The 14,819-nt window shown below is 77.5% G+C and carries 15 protein-coding genes; 8 read left to right on the top strand and 7 right to left on the bottom strand.

Features of this window, described 5'->3' with window-relative positions; genetic code table 11:
* Both VER05_RS11060 and VER05_RS11065 read right to left on the bottom strand, forming a co-directional pair.
* A partial coding sequence (locus VER05_RS11060) for a RecQ family ATP-dependent DNA helicase (protein WP_324845407.1) occupies positions 1–1,719 on the bottom strand: 1,719 nt, incomplete at its 3' end.
* Positions 1,720–1,758: 39 nt separating this feature from the next.
* Positions 1,759–2,820: a LacI family DNA-binding transcriptional regulator gene (locus VER05_RS11065; protein WP_324845408.1), complete on the bottom strand. Its 1,062-nt coding sequence runs from the start codon at positions 2,818–2,820 to the stop codon at positions 1,759–1,761.
* Positions 2,821–2,970: 150 nt separating this feature from the next.
* Between VER05_RS11065 and VER05_RS11070 the strand changes: the two genes are divergently transcribed.
* The 7 genes from VER05_RS11070 (at position 2,971) to VER05_RS11100 (ending at position 9,079) form a co-directional block, all read left to right on the top strand.
* Positions 2,971–4,140: an MFS transporter gene (locus tag VER05_RS11070; protein WP_324845419.1), complete on the top strand. Its 1,170-nt coding sequence runs from the start codon at positions 2,971–2,973 to the stop codon at positions 4,138–4,140.
* 80 nt (positions 4,141–4,220) lie between these two features.
* Complete coding sequence (locus VER05_RS11075; protein ID WP_324845409.1) at positions 4,221–5,351, top strand: histidinol-phosphate transaminase; 1,131 nt, start codon at positions 4,221–4,223, stop codon at positions 5,349–5,351.
* On the top strand, positions 5,348–5,962 hold the full coding sequence (gene hisB, locus VER05_RS11080) for an imidazoleglycerol-phosphate dehydratase HisB (RefSeq protein WP_324845410.1): 615 nt from the start codon (positions 5,348–5,350) through the stop codon (positions 5,960–5,962). The genes VER05_RS11075 and hisB overlap by 4 nt, the downstream gene beginning before the upstream one ends.
* Complete coding sequence (locus tag VER05_RS11085) at positions 5,959–6,597, top strand: hypothetical protein (RefSeq protein WP_324845411.1); 639 nt, start codon at positions 5,959–5,961, stop codon at positions 6,595–6,597. The genes hisB and VER05_RS11085 overlap by 4 nt, the downstream gene beginning before the upstream one ends.
* Before the next feature lie 69 nt (positions 6,598–6,666).
* Entirely contained in the window at positions 6,667–7,314 is a 648-nt protein-coding gene (gene hisH, locus VER05_RS11090; RefSeq protein WP_324845412.1) for an imidazole glycerol phosphate synthase subunit HisH, read from the top strand.
* 62 nt (positions 7,315–7,376) lie between these two features.
* Positions 7,377–8,117, top strand: a complete 741-nt coding sequence (priA, locus tag VER05_RS11095) for a bifunctional 1-(5-phosphoribosyl)-5-((5-phosphoribosylamino)methylideneamino)imidazole-4-carboxamide isomerase/phosphoribosylanthranilate isomerase PriA (RefSeq protein WP_324845413.1) — start codon at positions 7,377–7,379, stop codon at positions 8,115–8,117.
* Positions 8,114–9,079 (top strand): SseB family protein, encoded by a 966-nt coding sequence (locus tag VER05_RS11100; protein WP_324845414.1) that lies wholly within the window; start codon positions 8,114–8,116, stop codon positions 9,077–9,079. The genes priA and VER05_RS11100 overlap by 4 nt, the downstream gene beginning before the upstream one ends.
* A gap of 121 nt (positions 9,080–9,200) precedes the next feature.
* On the opposite strand, the gene VER05_RS11105 is transcribed toward VER05_RS11100, so the two are convergent.
* The 3 genes from VER05_RS11105 to VER05_RS11115 all read right to left on the bottom strand — a co-directional run bounded on the left by VER05_RS11105 (position 9,201) and on the right by VER05_RS11115 (position 11,579).
* A complete protein-coding gene (locus tag VER05_RS11105) occupies positions 9,201–10,058 on the bottom strand; it encodes a hypothetical protein (protein ID WP_324845415.1) in 858 nt (285 codons plus the stop codon).
* Positions 10,059–10,134: 76 nt separating this feature from the next.
* Positions 10,135–10,872: a serine protease gene (locus VER05_RS11110; protein ID WP_324845420.1), complete on the bottom strand. Its 738-nt coding sequence runs from the start codon at positions 10,870–10,872 to the stop codon at positions 10,135–10,137.
* Entirely contained in the window at positions 10,872–11,579 is a 708-nt protein-coding gene (locus VER05_RS11115; protein ID WP_324845416.1) for a hypothetical protein, read from the bottom strand. Before VER05_RS11115 ends, VER05_RS11110 begins: the two co-directional genes overlap by 1 nt.
* Positions 11,580–11,717: 138 nt before the next feature.
* On the opposite strand from VER05_RS11115, the gene VER05_RS11120 reads away from it, so the two are divergent.
* On the top strand, positions 11,718–13,082 hold the full coding sequence (locus VER05_RS11120; RefSeq protein WP_324845417.1) for an MFS transporter: 1,365 nt from the start codon (positions 11,718–11,720) through the stop codon (positions 13,080–13,082).
* Positions 13,083–13,227: 145 nt separating this feature from the next.
* On the opposite strand, the gene VER05_RS11125 is transcribed toward VER05_RS11120, so the two are convergent.
* Both VER05_RS11125 and VER05_RS11130 read right to left on the bottom strand, forming a co-directional pair.
* Positions 13,228–13,584: a DUF1844 domain-containing protein gene (locus tag VER05_RS11125; protein ID WP_147793764.1), complete on the bottom strand. Its 357-nt coding sequence runs from the start codon at positions 13,582–13,584 to the stop codon at positions 13,228–13,230.
* A 136-nt stretch (positions 13,585–13,720) separates the two neighbouring features.
* Positions 13,721–14,819: catalase (locus VER05_RS11130; protein ID WP_324845418.1), on the bottom strand; the 1,099-nt coding region annotated here is incomplete at its 5' end.

The raw sequence follows: 14,819 nt of genomic DNA on the forward strand, positions 1-14,819 counted from the left end.
GTCGAGCCGGGCGACGGCGCGGCCGGGCTCGGCGTTCTCCTCCGCCGGGATGCGTCCGCGCAGGTCGAGGCCGAGCGTCGCCATGCCGGTGGGCCACTGCCGTCGCGGGTCGACCGCGACGCCGGCCGTGGTCAGCAGCGCCTGGGCGCCCGCGACGTGCTCGGCGTCGGGCGCGACGCCGACGGCGGTGCCCGTGCACCGGTCGCACCGCCCGCACCGCCAGGCCTCGCCGGCGGGACCGGCGAGCTCCGGGTCGTCCAGCGCCCGGCGCAGGTGCGCCATCCGGCAGCCCTCGGTGGTGACGTAGTCGACCATGAGCTGCTGCTCGGCCTTGCGGGTCGCGGTCACCCGGTCGTAGCGCTCGGCGTCGTAGGACCACGGCTCGCCGGTGCCCTCCCAGCCGCCGCGCACCCGGCGCACGGCGCCGTCGACGTCGAGCACCTTGAGCATCTGCTCGAGCCGGGACCGGCGCAGCGACACGTGCGTCTCCAGGGCGGCGGTCGACAGCGTGCCGCCCTCCCGCAGCGCCCGGAGCGCGGCGCGCACGTCGTCCTCCGGCGGGAACGCCGTCGAGGCGAACCACTCCCAGATCGCGCGGTCCTCGCGGCCGGGCAGCAGCACGGCGGTCGCGCGGCCGCCGACCGCCTCGGCGGCACGGCCGGCGCGGCCGACCTGCTGGTAGTAGGCGATGGGGGAGGACGGCGCGCCCACGTGGATCACGTAGCCGAGGTCGGGCTTGTCGAAGCCCATGCCGAGCGCGGAGGTGGCCACCAGCGCCTTCACGCGGTTCGCGAGCAGGTCGGCCTCCGCGACCTCGCGCTCGGCCGGGTCGGTCTGGCCGGTGTACGTCCGGACGTCGAGCCCGGCGGCGCGCAGGTGCTCGGTGACCTGCTGCGCGGCGGCGATGGTCAGGCAGTAGACGATCCCGGAGCCCTCGAACGCAGGCAGGTTCTGCGCCAGCCACGCGAGCTGCGCCGCGGTGTCGGGCAGCCGGACCACGGACAGGTCGAGGCTGGACCGGTCGAGCGGGCCGCGCAGCACCAGGACGTCGTCCCGCACCGCGGTGCCCAGCTGCTCGGCCACGTCGGCGGTCACCCGGGCGTTCGCGGTCGCGGTGGTGGCCAGCACCGGGATGCCGTCGGGCAGCTCGCCCAGCAGGGTGCGGATGCGCCGGTAGTCCGGGCGGAAGTCGTGACCCCAGTCCGAGATGCAGTGCGCCTCGTCGATGACGACCAGGCCGGCGTCGGCCGCCAGCCGGGGCAGCACCTCGTCGCGAAACTGCGGGTGGGTCAGCCGCTCGGGCGAGACGAGCAGCACGTCGACGTCGCCCGCGGCGATCTGCGCGTGCACGTCGTCCCACTCGGTGACGTTCGCCGAGTTCAGGGTCGCGGCCTTCACGCCGGCGCGCTGCGCGGACGCCACCTGGTTGCGCATGAGCGCGAGCAGCGGGGACACCAGCACGGTCGGCCCGGCGCCGCGCGCCCGCAGCAGGGCGGTCGCGACGAAGTACACCGCCGACTTGCCCCACCCGGTGCGCTGCACGACGAGCGCGCGCCGGTGGTCGCTCACGAGCGCGTCGATCGCCCGCCACTGGTCGTCCCGGAGCCGCGCGTCCTCCCGGCCCACGAGCCGGCGCAGCACGGCCTCGGCCTCCTCGCGCAGGGCGGCGCGCTCGGCCGCGTCGGGTCCGGTCGGTGCGTTCTGGTCCACGTCAGTCATCGCCCCCGACCCTAGCCACCGCCCCCGACACGGTGCCGCTCACCCGACGGCCACGGGCGGGACCACGGACCACGGCACCGCGTCCTCGCCGGGCCCGGCCGCGAGGGCCGCCCGCGCGCACGCCCGGCCCTGCTCGCGCAGCGGGGCGGCCACCGACCAGATGCCCGCTCCGGCGGCCTCGCGCGAGCCGTCCCACCCGGCGAGCGTCGCCTCCCGCACCGCGCGGTCCGTCGCCGTGCGCGCCCCCAGCGCCAGCTCGTCGCTCATCGCGAGCAGCACGGCGGGGCCGGGGCCGAGCGGCTCGAGCAGCGCCGCGGCGGCCTCCGCACCCCGGGCGCGCTGGTTGCGCTCGACCACGGCGACCCGGACGTCGTCCCAGTCGTGGCCGGCCGCGGTCAGCGCGTCGCGGTACCCGGCGAGCCGGGCCCCGGTGACGGGGAACGGGACCGCCGCGGGGTCCGTCAGGTCCGCGGGCAGGTCGCGGCCGCGGAGGACACCTCCCGTCCGGCGGCGGTCCAGCGGGAAGCTGACGACGACGACGGGGGCCCCGGGGGACGCCGCACGGATCGCCGCCGTCCCGACTGCGGCGGCCGCCGCGCGGTCGTCGGGCCCGATGCGCACCAGCCCCGGGTGGGCGGGGCCGCCCTGGATGGCGGCGGGCCGCCCGCTGCCCGCGACCGCGGCGAGCACCGGGTCGTCCGCCGCGGTGGTCCACAGGACGTACCCGTCCACCGCCGCCGACAGCACCCGGTCGACGTCCGACGCGTCCCCGCGGGTGGGGATCAGCACCACGCCGAGGTCCTCCTCGACGCAGACGTCGGTGACGCCGGCGAGGAACCGTGCCGCCTGGGGGTCGTCGAACAGGTAGGACAGGTGCTCGCCGACCACCACGCCCAGCTGCTGGGCGCGTCCCGAGCGCAGGGCGCGGGCGGTGCTGCTGGGGCGGTAGCCCAGCTCGGCCGCGGCCGCGAGCACCCGGACCCGGGTGGCGTCGGCGACCCGGTCAGGCCGGGTGAACGCGTACGAGACGGTCATCGGCGCGACGCCCGCGTGGCGGGCGACGTCCTTGAGCGTGGGGCGCCGTGCTGCGGGGGTGGACACACCCGCAGCCTATCTGTGTAACGTTACGATCATGAAACGAGAGGGTGCCACCGCCGCGCCCCGTACCCCGCGGAGCCCCGAGCGCGCAGCCCTGGCGCCGTATGCGGCGTTCGCCGCCTTCGGGTTCTTCTGGGGCGCCTGGGGGCTGCGCTGCCGGCGCTGCGCACCCAGGCGGGGGTCGACGAGGGTCGGCTGGGTACCGCGCTGCTCTTCGTCGGCCTGGGCGCGCTGCCGGCGATGGCCGTCACCGGGCGCGCCGTGGACCGCTACGGGCTCCGGGTGGCGGCGTGGCTGCTGGCGGCGCTGGCCGGGGCCGGGCTGCTCATCACCGCGGGGGCCGACGGCATGGCGCGGCTGGTCGTCGGGATGCTCGTGGTCGGCGCGGCCTCGGGCGCCGCGGACGTGGCCGTGAACACGCTGGCCGGGCGCGCCGAGCACGTCACGGCGCAGCCGCTCCTGACCCGGTCCCACGGGCTGTTCTCGGTGGGCGTGGTCGCGGCCAGCCTGGCCACCGGCGCCCTGCTGGGCGCGGGTCTGCCGCTGCCCGCGGCCTTCGTCGTGGTCGCGGCGGTGATGCTCGTCCTGGCGGCGGTCACCTGGCGGACCGCCGCGGCGCTCCGGGTCCCGGGCGACCGGGACGGCGCAGGCCGGGAGGCGGCGGGCGCACCTCCGTCGACGGAGCGACCCGACCGGCGCCGGCTCGCGGGCCTGCTCCGCCGGGTCGGCCCGGCCGCGCCGCTGCTCGTCGTCGGGCTGGTCGCCGCGCTGGCCTACGCCGTCGAGAACGCGCACCAGAGCTGGGGGGTGGTGCTGCTCACGGACGTGTTCGGCGCGTCGCCCCAGCTCGCCGCCGCGGCCCCGGCGACGTTCGCCGCCACCGCCGCGCTGGCGCGCCTGAGCCTGGCGCCGCTGTCGCGCAGCCACCCGACCGCGATGCTGGTCGGCGGCGGGGCGCTGGCGACCGCGGGCACCGCGGTGCTGGCCACCGCGCCGTCGGTCGTCGTCGCGCTGGTCGGACTGGTCCTCGCGGCGCTCGGCACCGCGACGCTGTTCCCGACGCTGCTCAGCCGCAGTCTGCGGGGCGCCGACCCGGCGCAGCACGGCAGGGCCACCTCCGCCGTCGCCGCGACCGCGTACCTGGGCTTCCTGCTCGGCCCGGCCTACGTCGGGCTGCTGGCCGAGCGGACCGACCTGCGCGGTGCGCTGCTCGGCGTGGCCGCGCTGGCGCTGGTCTTCACGGTGACGGCGCCGCCGGTCAGCGCCTGGGCGGCGGGACGGGCGCGGGCCGCCCGCCGGGACCGCCCGCGCGTCGGCCGCTAGGGCCCGCCGCTGCGCCCGCGCGGGGCGGCCGCCTGTGGACGGCCGCCGTCCCGCGGCCGGAGCGCGGATACGATCGCCCGGTGACCGCACCCGACACCGCCCCCCAGGCCGCGCGGCCCGTGCTGCCGGTGCGCCCCGAGCTGGCCGGCGAGGTGCCCTACGGTGCCCCGCAGCTCGACGTGCCGGTGCTGCTCAACGTCAACGAGAACCCGTACCCGCCGTCGGCCGAGGTGGTCGCCGACATCGCCGCCGCCGTCGCCGAGGCCGCCCACGGGCTCAACCGGTACCCGGACCGCGAGTTCCTCGGCCTGCGCGCCGACCTCGCCGACTACCTGGCCGTCGAGTCGGGCGTGCGCGTCGCGCCGGAGCAGGTGTGGGCGGCCAACGGGTCGAACGAGGTCATGCTGCACCTGCTGCAGGCGTTCGGCGGCCCGGGCCGCACGGCGCTGTCGTTCGCGCCGACGTACTCGATGTACCCGGAGTACGCGCGCGACACGCACACGCGGTGGGTCGCGGGTCGGCGCACCGAGCAGTTCGACGTCGACCCGGCCGAGGCCCGCGCGCTGATCGCCCGCGAGACACCGTCCGTCGTCCTGCTCACCAGCCCGAACAACCCGACCGGCACCGCGCTGGAGCTCGACACCGTCCGCGCGGTGCTCGCGGCCGCGGCCGAGGTGCCGGGCGGCTGCGTGGTCGTCGTCGACGAGGCGTACGGCGAGTTCCGCCGGGAGGGCGTCGAGTCCGCGCTCACCCTGCTCGCGGACCACCCGCACCTGGCGGTCAGCCGCACGATGTCGAAGGCCTTCGGCCTGGCCGGCGCCCGGGTCGGCTACCTCGCCGCGTCGCGCGAGCTGGTCGACGCGCTGCGCGTGGTCCGGCTGCCGTACCACCTGTCCGCGGTGACCCAGGCGACGGCCCGCGCGGCGCTGCGGCACGCGCCGGAGCTCATGGCCCAGGTCGGCTCGCTGCGGGCCGAGCGGGACCAGCTCGTGCTCGACCTGCGCGACCGCGGGCTGCGCGTCGCGGAGTCCGACGCGAACTTCGTGCTGTTCCAGGTCGGCGAGGACCGGCACGCGGTCTGGCAGGGTCTGCTGGACCGGGGCGTGCTGATCCGCGAGGTCGGCCCGGAAGGATGGCTGCGGGTGTCGGTCGGCACCCCGGAGGAGACCGCGGCGTTCACCGCCGCGCTGTGGGAGGTGCTGGGGATTTGAGCACGACGACCGGCGGGCGCACCGCCCGGGTCGAGCGCACGACGAGCGAGTCCAGCGTCGTCGTCGAGGTCGACCTGGACGGCACGGGGCGCACGGAGATCAGCACCACGGTGCCGTTCTACGACCACATGCTCACGGCGCTGGGCAAGCACTCGCTCATCGACCTCACGGTCCGGGCGACCGGTGACACGCACATCGACGCGCACCACACCGTCGAGGACGTCGCGATCTGCCTGGGCGAGGCGCTCCGCGAGGCGCTGGGCGACAAGCGGGGCATCGCGCGGTTCGGCGACGCCACCGTGCCGCTGGACGAGGCGCTGGCGCAGGCCGTCGTCGACGTGTCCGGGCGCCCGTACCTCGTGCACTCCGGCGAGCCCGAGGGGCAGGAGTACCACCTGATCGGCGGGCACTTCACCGGCTCGCTGACCCGGCACGTGCTGGAGTCGATCGCGCACCACGCCGCCTTCGGCATGCACGTGCGCGTGCTCGCCGGCCGGGACCCGCACCACATCGTGGAGGCGCAGTTCAAGGCGCTGGCGCGCGCGCTGCGGTTCGCGGTCGCGCTCGACCCGCGGGTCGACGGCATCCCGAGCACCAAGGGCGCCCTGTGACCGCGGGGACGCCGGACGGGCCCGGTCGCCCGGACGACGACGACCTCGGGTTCGAGATCCCGGACGACCTGTCGGGGCTCGACGGCCTGGACGCGGGGCCGGCTGAGCCCGCGCAGGCGCCGGGCTCGGCCGACGGCGACGAGCCGTCCGTCGAGGTCCCGGACGACCTCGCCGGGCTCGAGGCCGCGGCCGCCGAGCCCGACGAGCCGGTCGTGGCGATCGTCGTGACCCAGGTCGCCGGCGCGAAGCCGCTGGCCGCCGCGTGCTCGCTCGCGGGGGTCGACGTCGACGCCGTCCCGTCGCCCGTCGGGGCGCTCGCGGTCCTGCGGCACACCGCGGACGCCGCCGGCACCGCCGAGGCCGCCGGCGCGATCTCCCGCATGCTGCGCACGTCGCCGGTGATCCTGCTGGACCGCCGCGCGGGCCGGATCGCCGCCAGCCGCTGGTCCGCGGGGGAGAAGGAGGACGACCTCGCGGCCGGCCTCGTGCTCTCCGGCGCGCCGGACCTGCTCGACGACCTGCTGGTCGGCGGGAAGCCGGTCGGCGAGGTCCCCGGCGTGGAGACCAGCGTGGGCATGTCGCGGTGGGCCGCGATGCGCGCGCTGTCCGCCGGCGGGCGGCGCCGCAAGGACTGACGCCCACGTCACGTCCCGCGCACCGGACGCGGGACGGCCGGCCGGGCGCGCGCCCGGTAGCCTGGACGGGTGCCCAGCCAGCCTCGTGTCGTCGTCCTGGACTACGGATTCGGGAACGTCCGCTCGGCCGTGCGCGCCCTCGAGCGGGTCGGCGCCCAGGTCGAGCTGACGTCCGACGCCCAGCACGCGGGGGAGGCCGACGGCCTCGTGGTCCCGGGTGTCGGTGCCTTCGCGGCCGTCATGGCCGGCCTGCGCGGGGTGCGCGGCGAGCAGATCGTGGACCGGCGGCTCGCCGGCGGGCGGCCCGTGCTCGGCATCTGCGTCGGCATGCAGGTCATGTTCGACCGCGGCGACGAGCACGGCGTCGAGACCGAGGGTCTGGGCGAGTGGCCCGGCACGGTCGACCGGCTCGAGGCCGAGGTCGTCCCGCACATGGGCTGGTCGACCGTCGACGCGCCCGAGGGCACCCGGCTGTTCGCCGGCATCGAGGACGAGCGGTTCTACTTCGTGCACTCGTACGCCGCGCGCAGCTTCCCGCTGTCCGAGCAGGTCGACGCCGACCGGCTGACCCCGCCGCTGGTGACGTGGTCCGAGCACGGCGGCCGGTTCGTCGCCGCGGTCGAGAACGGCCCGCTCGCCGCCACGCAGTTCCACCCCGAGAAGTCCGGGGACGCCGGCGCCCAGCTGCTCGAGAACTGGGTCGGCTCGCTCGACTGACCGGCCGCGCCGCCGCCGGCGCGCCGCCCCGCACCACCGCACGCCCCCGAACGAGGAGACCCATGTCCGACCGTCTGCAGCTCCTGCCCGCCGTCGACGTCGCCGACGGCCAGGCCGTCCGCCTCGTCCAGGGCGAGGCCGGCTCGGAGACCTCCTACGGCGACCCGCTCGCCGCCGCGCTCGACTGGCAGGTCGGCGGCGCGGAGTGGATCCACCTGGTCGACCTGGACGCCGCCTTCGGCCGCGGGTCGAACGCCGCGCTGCTCGCCGACGTCGCGCAGGTGCTGTCGGGCAAGGGCGTCAAGGTCGAGCTGTCGGGCGGCATCCGCGACGACGCCTCGCTGGAGCGCGCGCTCGCCACCGGCGCCGCCCGGGTCAACCTCGGCACCGCCGCGCTGGAGGACCCGGACTGGACCGCCGACGCCATCGCGCGGCACGGCGACGCCATCGCGGTCGGCCTGGACGTGCGCGGCACCACGCTCGCCGCCCGCGGCTGGACCCGCGAGGGCGGCGACCTCTGGGAGGTCCTGGCCCGGCTCGACGCCGTCGGCTGCTCCCGGTACGTCGTCACCGACGTGACCAAGGACGGCACGCTGCGCGGGCCGAACGTCGACCTGCTCCGCGAGGTGTGCGCGCGCACCGACGCGCCGGTCGTCGCCTCGGGCGGCATCTCCTCCCTGGACGACCTGCGGAGGCTGCGCGAGCTGGTCCCGGTCGGCGTCGAGGGCGCGATCGTGGGCAAGGCCCTGTACGCGGGCGCGTTCACGCTGCCCGAGGCCCTGGACGTCGCCGGCCGCCCGTGACCGGGCGCGAGCTCCCGCCCACCTCGGCGTTCGCCGGGGACGACGGCAGCGCCGACCCGCGGGTCGCGGCGGCGCTCGCCGCGCTGGGTGACGGCACCGGCACGCTGGCTGGGGTCGTCGAGGCCCTGGCCGGCACCCGCGTGCTCGTGCCGGTGCTGGCGGAGCTCGAGGAGGCGGGGACCGTCGAGGTCGGCGGGCACGCGCACACGGTCGACAAGGAGGCGTCCGCGGGCATCGTCGCGCTGCAGGCCCCCGACGGCCGGACCGCGCTGCCGGTGTTCTCGTCCGTCGCGACCATGGCGGCCTGGCGGCGCGAGGCGCGGCCGGTGCCGACGGACGTGGTCCGGGCGGCGCTGTCGGTCGTGAGCGAGGGCTGGGAGCTCGTGGTGCTCGACCCGGGTGGGCCGGTCACGGCGCTGCTGCCCCGGCCGGCCGTGTGGGCGCTGGCGCAGCAGCAGGCGTGGCGGCCGGCGGTGCTGCCGGGCGGCGACGCGGACGCGGCGGGCGACGGCGGTGCGGGCGACGGCGGTGCTGACGCCGCGGGTGCCGCGGGTGCCGCGGCCGACCGTCGGGTCGTCGACCCCGAGGTGCGCGCGGCGATCCGCGCCGCGGTGCTGGGCGCGCTGCCGGCGGGTCCCGCGCCGCACGCGGCCGCGCGGCGCCCGGACGCGTCCGACGCCGCCGACGCGTCCGGCCGCGCCGGCGGCTCGGGCGAGCGGTCGTGGTTCCGGCGCCGCCGCGCCGAGCCCGCCGCGGCGTCGGGGCCCGCCCCCGCCGCGGGCCCGGTCGTCGACGTGGACGCGGTGCCCGGCGCGCGCGCCGAGGTGGCCGTCGTGCTCACGCTCGTGCCGGGGCTCGACCGCCCGACGCTCGACGGCATGCTGCGCCGGGTCGGCGAGGCCCTGGCCGCGGACGAGACGGTGACGCAGCGCGTCGACTCCCTCGAGGTCCGCCTCCGCTGACCCGGCGCGCCGCAGCACCGAGGGGGTAGGAAACACGCCGAGCGGGTACCCGCCGGGTACTCACTCGGCGCGTCTCCTGCACACTCGCGGCCCCGCGCCTCCCGCCGGGCCCGCCCGCCGGTCAGTGGAAGAGGCGGCGTCGGCGCAGGGCCCAGGCGAGCGCGACCGTCGCCACCGCGCCGACCACCTGCCCGCCGAGGATGATCCGGTTCAGGTCGAGCGCCGGCTGCCACTGCGCGCCGTCGTCGTCGATCACGAACACCCCGAGCGGCTTGACCCGCGTCGCGTAGCCACCCGCGTCCGCCGCGCCGACGCCGCGGCCCCCGGGCCGGCCGGCGCCGAACGGCCACAGCGGCCCGCGCAGGAACGGCAGCCGTCCGCCGTGCCCGGGCCCGCCGTGCCAGCCGCCGCGGCCCGGCCCGTGCGGCCAGCCGCCGGGACCCGCCCACGCGACCGGCGCGCCCGGCCCGCCCGGCGCGCCCGGCCCGCCCGGCGCACCCGCCCCACCGCCCGCGCTGCCGACCGCCCCGGCCGGCGCGCCGGGCCCGGACGACGCCCACGGCCCGTCCTCGGGCGCTCCGGCGTGCGCGCCGTGCCCGCTGTCCTCCGCCGCGCCCGCGCCGGGCGTGCCCGCCTCGACCCCGGGACCGCGGTCGCCGCCGTGCGCGCGCGGCCCGCCGGCGCCCTCCGGCGTCGCGCCGTCGCCCGCCGGCCCGTCGCCGTCGCCCGCGCCGTCGCCCGAGCCCGACCCGCCGGCACCGGGCCCGCCGGACCCGCCCGGGCCGCCGTGCCCGCCGCGGATCCCGACCCGCGCGTCCGCGTGCGCGCCGGCGACGCCGTGCCAGCCCATCACCTTGGCCACCGGCACGACGAGGGTGCTGCCGTGCTCGTACGGCTCCCCGAAGACGCGCCGCACGGAGATGATGTCGCTCGCCGCCCGGGTGAGGCCGGGCAGGTCGGGGTGGGTCTCGTCGGTCATCGTCGTCCTCCTCGGTGGGTGTCCGTGCGCCCACCGTGGCACGGCGGGTCGCACGCCCACCAGGGGCCGCGCCGGGTCAGCCCGAGGTGCAGGAGGCGCTCGCCGTGAAGGCGGCCTCGTCGCCGAGCAGCTGGCGCAGGGTGCTGACCGGGACCACGAAGCTCTGCCCCGTCGAGTTCTTGGCGTACACCACGCCGACCACGTGCCCCTCGGCGTCGAGCACCGCGGAGCCGGAGCTGCCGGGCTCGACCTCGGCGTTCGTGACGAGCACCTGGCCGAGGTTCTCGTTCAGGGGGTCGGTGGTCGCGCCGATGACCTGGCCGCTCGTGACCGTGAGCTGGCCGCCCTGCGGGTAGCCGACGACGGTCACCTCGTCGCCGGGGTTCGGGTCGGCGTCGGCGAGGCCGGGCGCGGACGGCAGCGGGTCGGCGGTGCGCACGACCGCGAGGTCCGCCAGCGCGGCCGTCGAGGACGCGGTCACGGCGACGTCCCGGCCGTCGTAGGTGCTCAGCTGCAGGTCGGCGGAGTCGGCGACCACGTGCCGGTTCGTGATGAGCGTCGTCTCGTCGATCGCGAAGCCCGAGCCGGTCGACAGCGAGTTGCAGCCGACGTTCCGGATCCGCACCGCCATCCGCTGCGCGGCGTCGAAGCCGTCGGGGGACAGGTTGCCCGAGGACGACGGCGTGGGGACGGGGGCGCTCGACGGCACCAGGTCGGTCGGCACCGGGCCCGGCATGGGCGGCAGCACGCCGCACCCGGCGAGCAGCAGGACGGCCGCGGCGCCGAGGGCGGTGCGGCGGGCGGTCGGGCGGATCACCCGGTCGCCCCCGCCGCGAGCTGCCGCTGCAGCTCCGTGTTCGCGACCGTGGCGGCGTTGCACACGCCCTGCACGTCGGACTTGAACCGCTGCAGGTCCGCAGGGTCGTACGCCGCCGCGTCCTCGAGGTAGGTGATGAGCTGGTTCTGCGCGTCGATGCAGGTCGACAGCGCGGACGCGACGTTCGCGGCGGCCTGCGAGATGCGCTCCTGGTAGTCGACGAGCTGGCGCTGCACCTCGCGGTCGTCGCCGACCTGGGCCTTCTCGTCGGCGAGCTGGGTGATGCGGCTCTGCGCGGTCGTCAGCTGCTCGTTCACCGCGGCGAGCTCCGCCAGGGTGCCGTCGTGCTGGGTGCGCAGCGTGGCGAGCTCGGTGCCGATGGCGCGGCCCTGCGCCTCGATCCCGGCGGCGTACTCCTCGTACCGGACGGTGCGCACCCACAGGTAGTACGCCAGCGCGGTGACGAGGACGAGCAGCACCGACAGGACCACCACCGCCCAGGGCCGGCGGCGGTGCCGGGGCGCGGGCGGCGGCGCCAGGTGGCTGTGCTCGGGGTGCCGCGTCGCGGAGCGGTCGTCCGGGTGCGTCGCCGGGTGCTCGACCGGCGCCGCGTCGTCGGGGCGGGTGGCGGTGTCCGACCACGACGAGGGCCCGGCCGGCCGCGGCGGGCCGATCGGGTCGTGCGGCCCGGTGGCAGACGTCACGCCACCACCTTACGGGGAGCCAGCGCGGCCCGGATCCGTCCCGGGGCGGAGGCGGGTGGCGGACGTCACGTCCCGGCGCGCGCCCGGACGGCCGAATCCTGTCGTCCGACAGGCGCGCGGCGGGCGAGAATCCTGGGCGTGTCCCTCGCCCCCTACGGCCGCCTGCTGCGGCTGCCCGGTGTCCTGCCCCTGGTCCTCGTCTCGTTCGTGGCGCGCATCCCGCACGCGATGACCGGCGTCGTGCTGACGCTGCACGTCGTCGGCCCGCTCGGCCTCGGGTACGCGCGGGCCGGCCTGGTCGCGGCGGCGATGACCGTGGGCGTGGCGATCGGCTCGCCGTGGCGCGGCCGCCGGGTGGACCGGCTGGGCCTGCGCCGGGCGCTGCTGCCGTCGGTCGTCGTGGAGTCCGCGGTCTGGCTGGTCGCCCCGCGGCTCGGCTACGAGGCGCTGCTCGTCGCCGCCGTGGTCGCGGGCGTGTTCCTGGTGCCGGTGTTCTCCGTCGTGCGCCAGTCGCTCGCGGTACTGGTGCCGGCCGAGCAGCAGCGGACGGCGTACGCGCTCGACTCGGTGGGCACCGAGATGACCTTCATGCTCGCGCCGACGCTCGGCGTGCTCGTGGCGACCCAGGTGTCGACCACCGCGGCGCTCACCCTGGTCGGGGTGGCGACGGTCGGGGCGGGCCTGCTGCTCATGTGGTTCAACCCGCCGACCCGCTCGCCCGAGGGCACGGCGCCCGACCCGGCCGCGGACGGGGGCCGCCGGCCGCGGCTGCTCACGCCGGGCCTGCTCGTGGTGCTGGCCGCCGCCTCCGCCGCCGCGCTCATCCTCAACGGGACGGACGTCGGCATCGTCGCCGCGCTGCAGGGCTGGGAGCGGGAGACCGCGGTCGGCTGGATGATCGCGCTGTGGTGCGTCGGGTCCGTCGTCGGCGGCCTCGTGTACGGCGCGCAGAAGCGGGAGCTGCACCCGCTGGCGCTCGTGGCCCTGCTCGGCGCGGCCACCGTGCCCGCCGCGTTCGCGCAGACGCAGTGGCAGCTCGCGCTCGCGGTGGTCGTCGCCGGCCTGCCGTGCGCGGCCAGCCTGTCGGCGATCAACGCGTCGCTGGTCCGGATGGTCCCGGAGCACCGGCGCGGCGAGATCATGGGCTGGAGCGGCACCGCGAACACGGTCGGCGCGGCGCTGGGCGCCCCGGTCGTCGGCGCGGTGATCGACTCGACGGGCCCGGGCGGCGGGTTCGCGGCCGCGGGCGGCGTCGGGCTGCTGCTGTCGGTGCTGGGGCTCGCGGTGCTGACGGTCGTGCGGCGGCGGGGCGCCGGTCGGCGCGCGGCGGTCGCGGCCGGGCTCGGCGGCGCGCCCGCGGGGGTCGTCCCCGCGCCGTCGACCGAGCCGGCGGGGACGTCGCCCGCCGAGTGGGTCGTCCCGACGCCCGCGCCGGCCGGGGCGGACGACGTCCCGGTGCGGCCGTCCCCGGTCGACGCGGCCCCGGACCCGACGACCCGCTGACCCGGTCGCGGTCGCGGGCGCGGGTGCGCGCCCTCCCCGCCCACGACGACGCCGAGTCTCCGTCCCGCGCCTGTCCCGCGCGGGCGGTCGGGAGGCGGGGGACGGAGACTCGGCGTTCCGGGGGTGCGGCGCGAGCGGGGCGGCGTCAGGACACGTAGCCGGTGAACTTCTCGCCCGGGCCCTCGCCCGGGGCGTCCGGGAACGGGCTCGCCTCGCGGAACGCGAGCTGCAGCGAGCGGAGCCCGTCGCGCAGCGAGCGGGCGTGCTGGTTGCCGATGTCCGGCGCCGAGGCCGTCACCAGCGCGGCGAGCGCGGTGATCAGCTTCCGGGCCTCGTCGAGGTCCAGGTAGTCGCGGCCGGCGTGCTCGTCGGTGTCGGGGGACAGGCCGCACTTGACGGCGGCGGCGCTCATCAGGTGCACGGCGGCGGTGGTGATGACCTCGACCGCGGCCACGTCGGCGATGTCGCGGGTGGCGGTCGTGGGGTCCGGGGTCTCGCTCATGCCGCCGATCCTCTCATCGTCCGCGACCCGCACCGCGACGACGAGGGCGCGGCCGGAGCGAGTGCCGGCCGCGCCCTCGTCGGGTGCCGCGGGGTGGCGGGGCGGGCGGCTGGGGGGCCGCCCGCCCCGCGCGGGGTCACGCGACGGGCGTGCTCGCGGTGGCGGGCTCGCCGTTCTCGACCGGCGCCGTGCCCTGGAGCGCGGCGGCCAGCGCGGCGCCGAGGCCGGCGTCGACGTTGGTCCAGTACTGGATCGCGCGGGCGCGGATGACGTCGCTCTTCACGGCGCCGACGTGGCCGGTGATCGTCTCGAGGAACCGGGCGCGCGCGGCGTCGTCGAACACCTCGCGGTACAGCGTGCCGGCCTGGCCCCAGTCGTCGTCCTCGGGGTGCAGCGTCGCGGCGGTGCGCACGAGCTCGCCGTCCGCCTCCCAGCCCGCCGACTCCGCGGCGCGGGCCGGGTCGGCCGCCGGGCCGCCGACCGAGTTCGGCGCGTAGACCGGGACCTCGGGCGCGTTGAAGTGGTAGCGCGCCGCGCCGTCCTTCGAGTACGAGTGCACCTCGGACTTCGGGGCGTTCACCGGGAGCTGCGCGTGGTTGGTGCCGACGCGGTACCGGTGGGCGTCCGCGTAGGAGAAGATCCGCGCGAGCAGCATCTTGTCCGGGCTGGTGGCGATGCCCGGCACGAAGTTGCTGGGCGCGAACGTCGCCTGCTCGATCTGCGCGAAGTAGTTCTCCGGGTTGCGGTTGAGCTCCATCACGCCGACCTCGATCAGCGGGTAGTCGGCGTGCGGCCAGACCTTCGTGAGGTCGAACGGGTTGAACCGGTACGCCTTGGCGTCCTCGTACGGCATGACCTGCACCGACAGCGTCCAGCGCGGGAACTCGCCGTCGGCGATGTGCTCGAACAGGTCGCGGATGTGGTGGTCGGCGTCGGAGCCGGCGAGCTGCGCGGCCTCGTCGGCGGTCAGGTTGTCGATGCCCTGCTGGGACTTGAAGTGGTACTTGACCCAGAACCGCTCGCCGGCCGCGTTGATCCACTGGTAGGTGTGCGAGCCGAAGCCGTCCATCGTCCGCCAGGACCGCGGCAGGCCCCGGTCGCCCATGAGCCAGGTGACCTGGTGGGCCGACTCGGGGGACAGCGACCAGAAGTCCCACTGCATGTCGTTGTCGCGCAGGTTCGAGCCGGGCAGGCGCTTCTGCGAGCGGATGAAGTCGGGGAACTTGATGCCGTCG

The sequence above is a fragment of the Cellulomonas sp. genome, assembly GCF_035634735.1.
Lineage (GTDB): Bacteria > Actinomycetota > Actinomycetes > Actinomycetales > Cellulomonadaceae > Cellulomonas.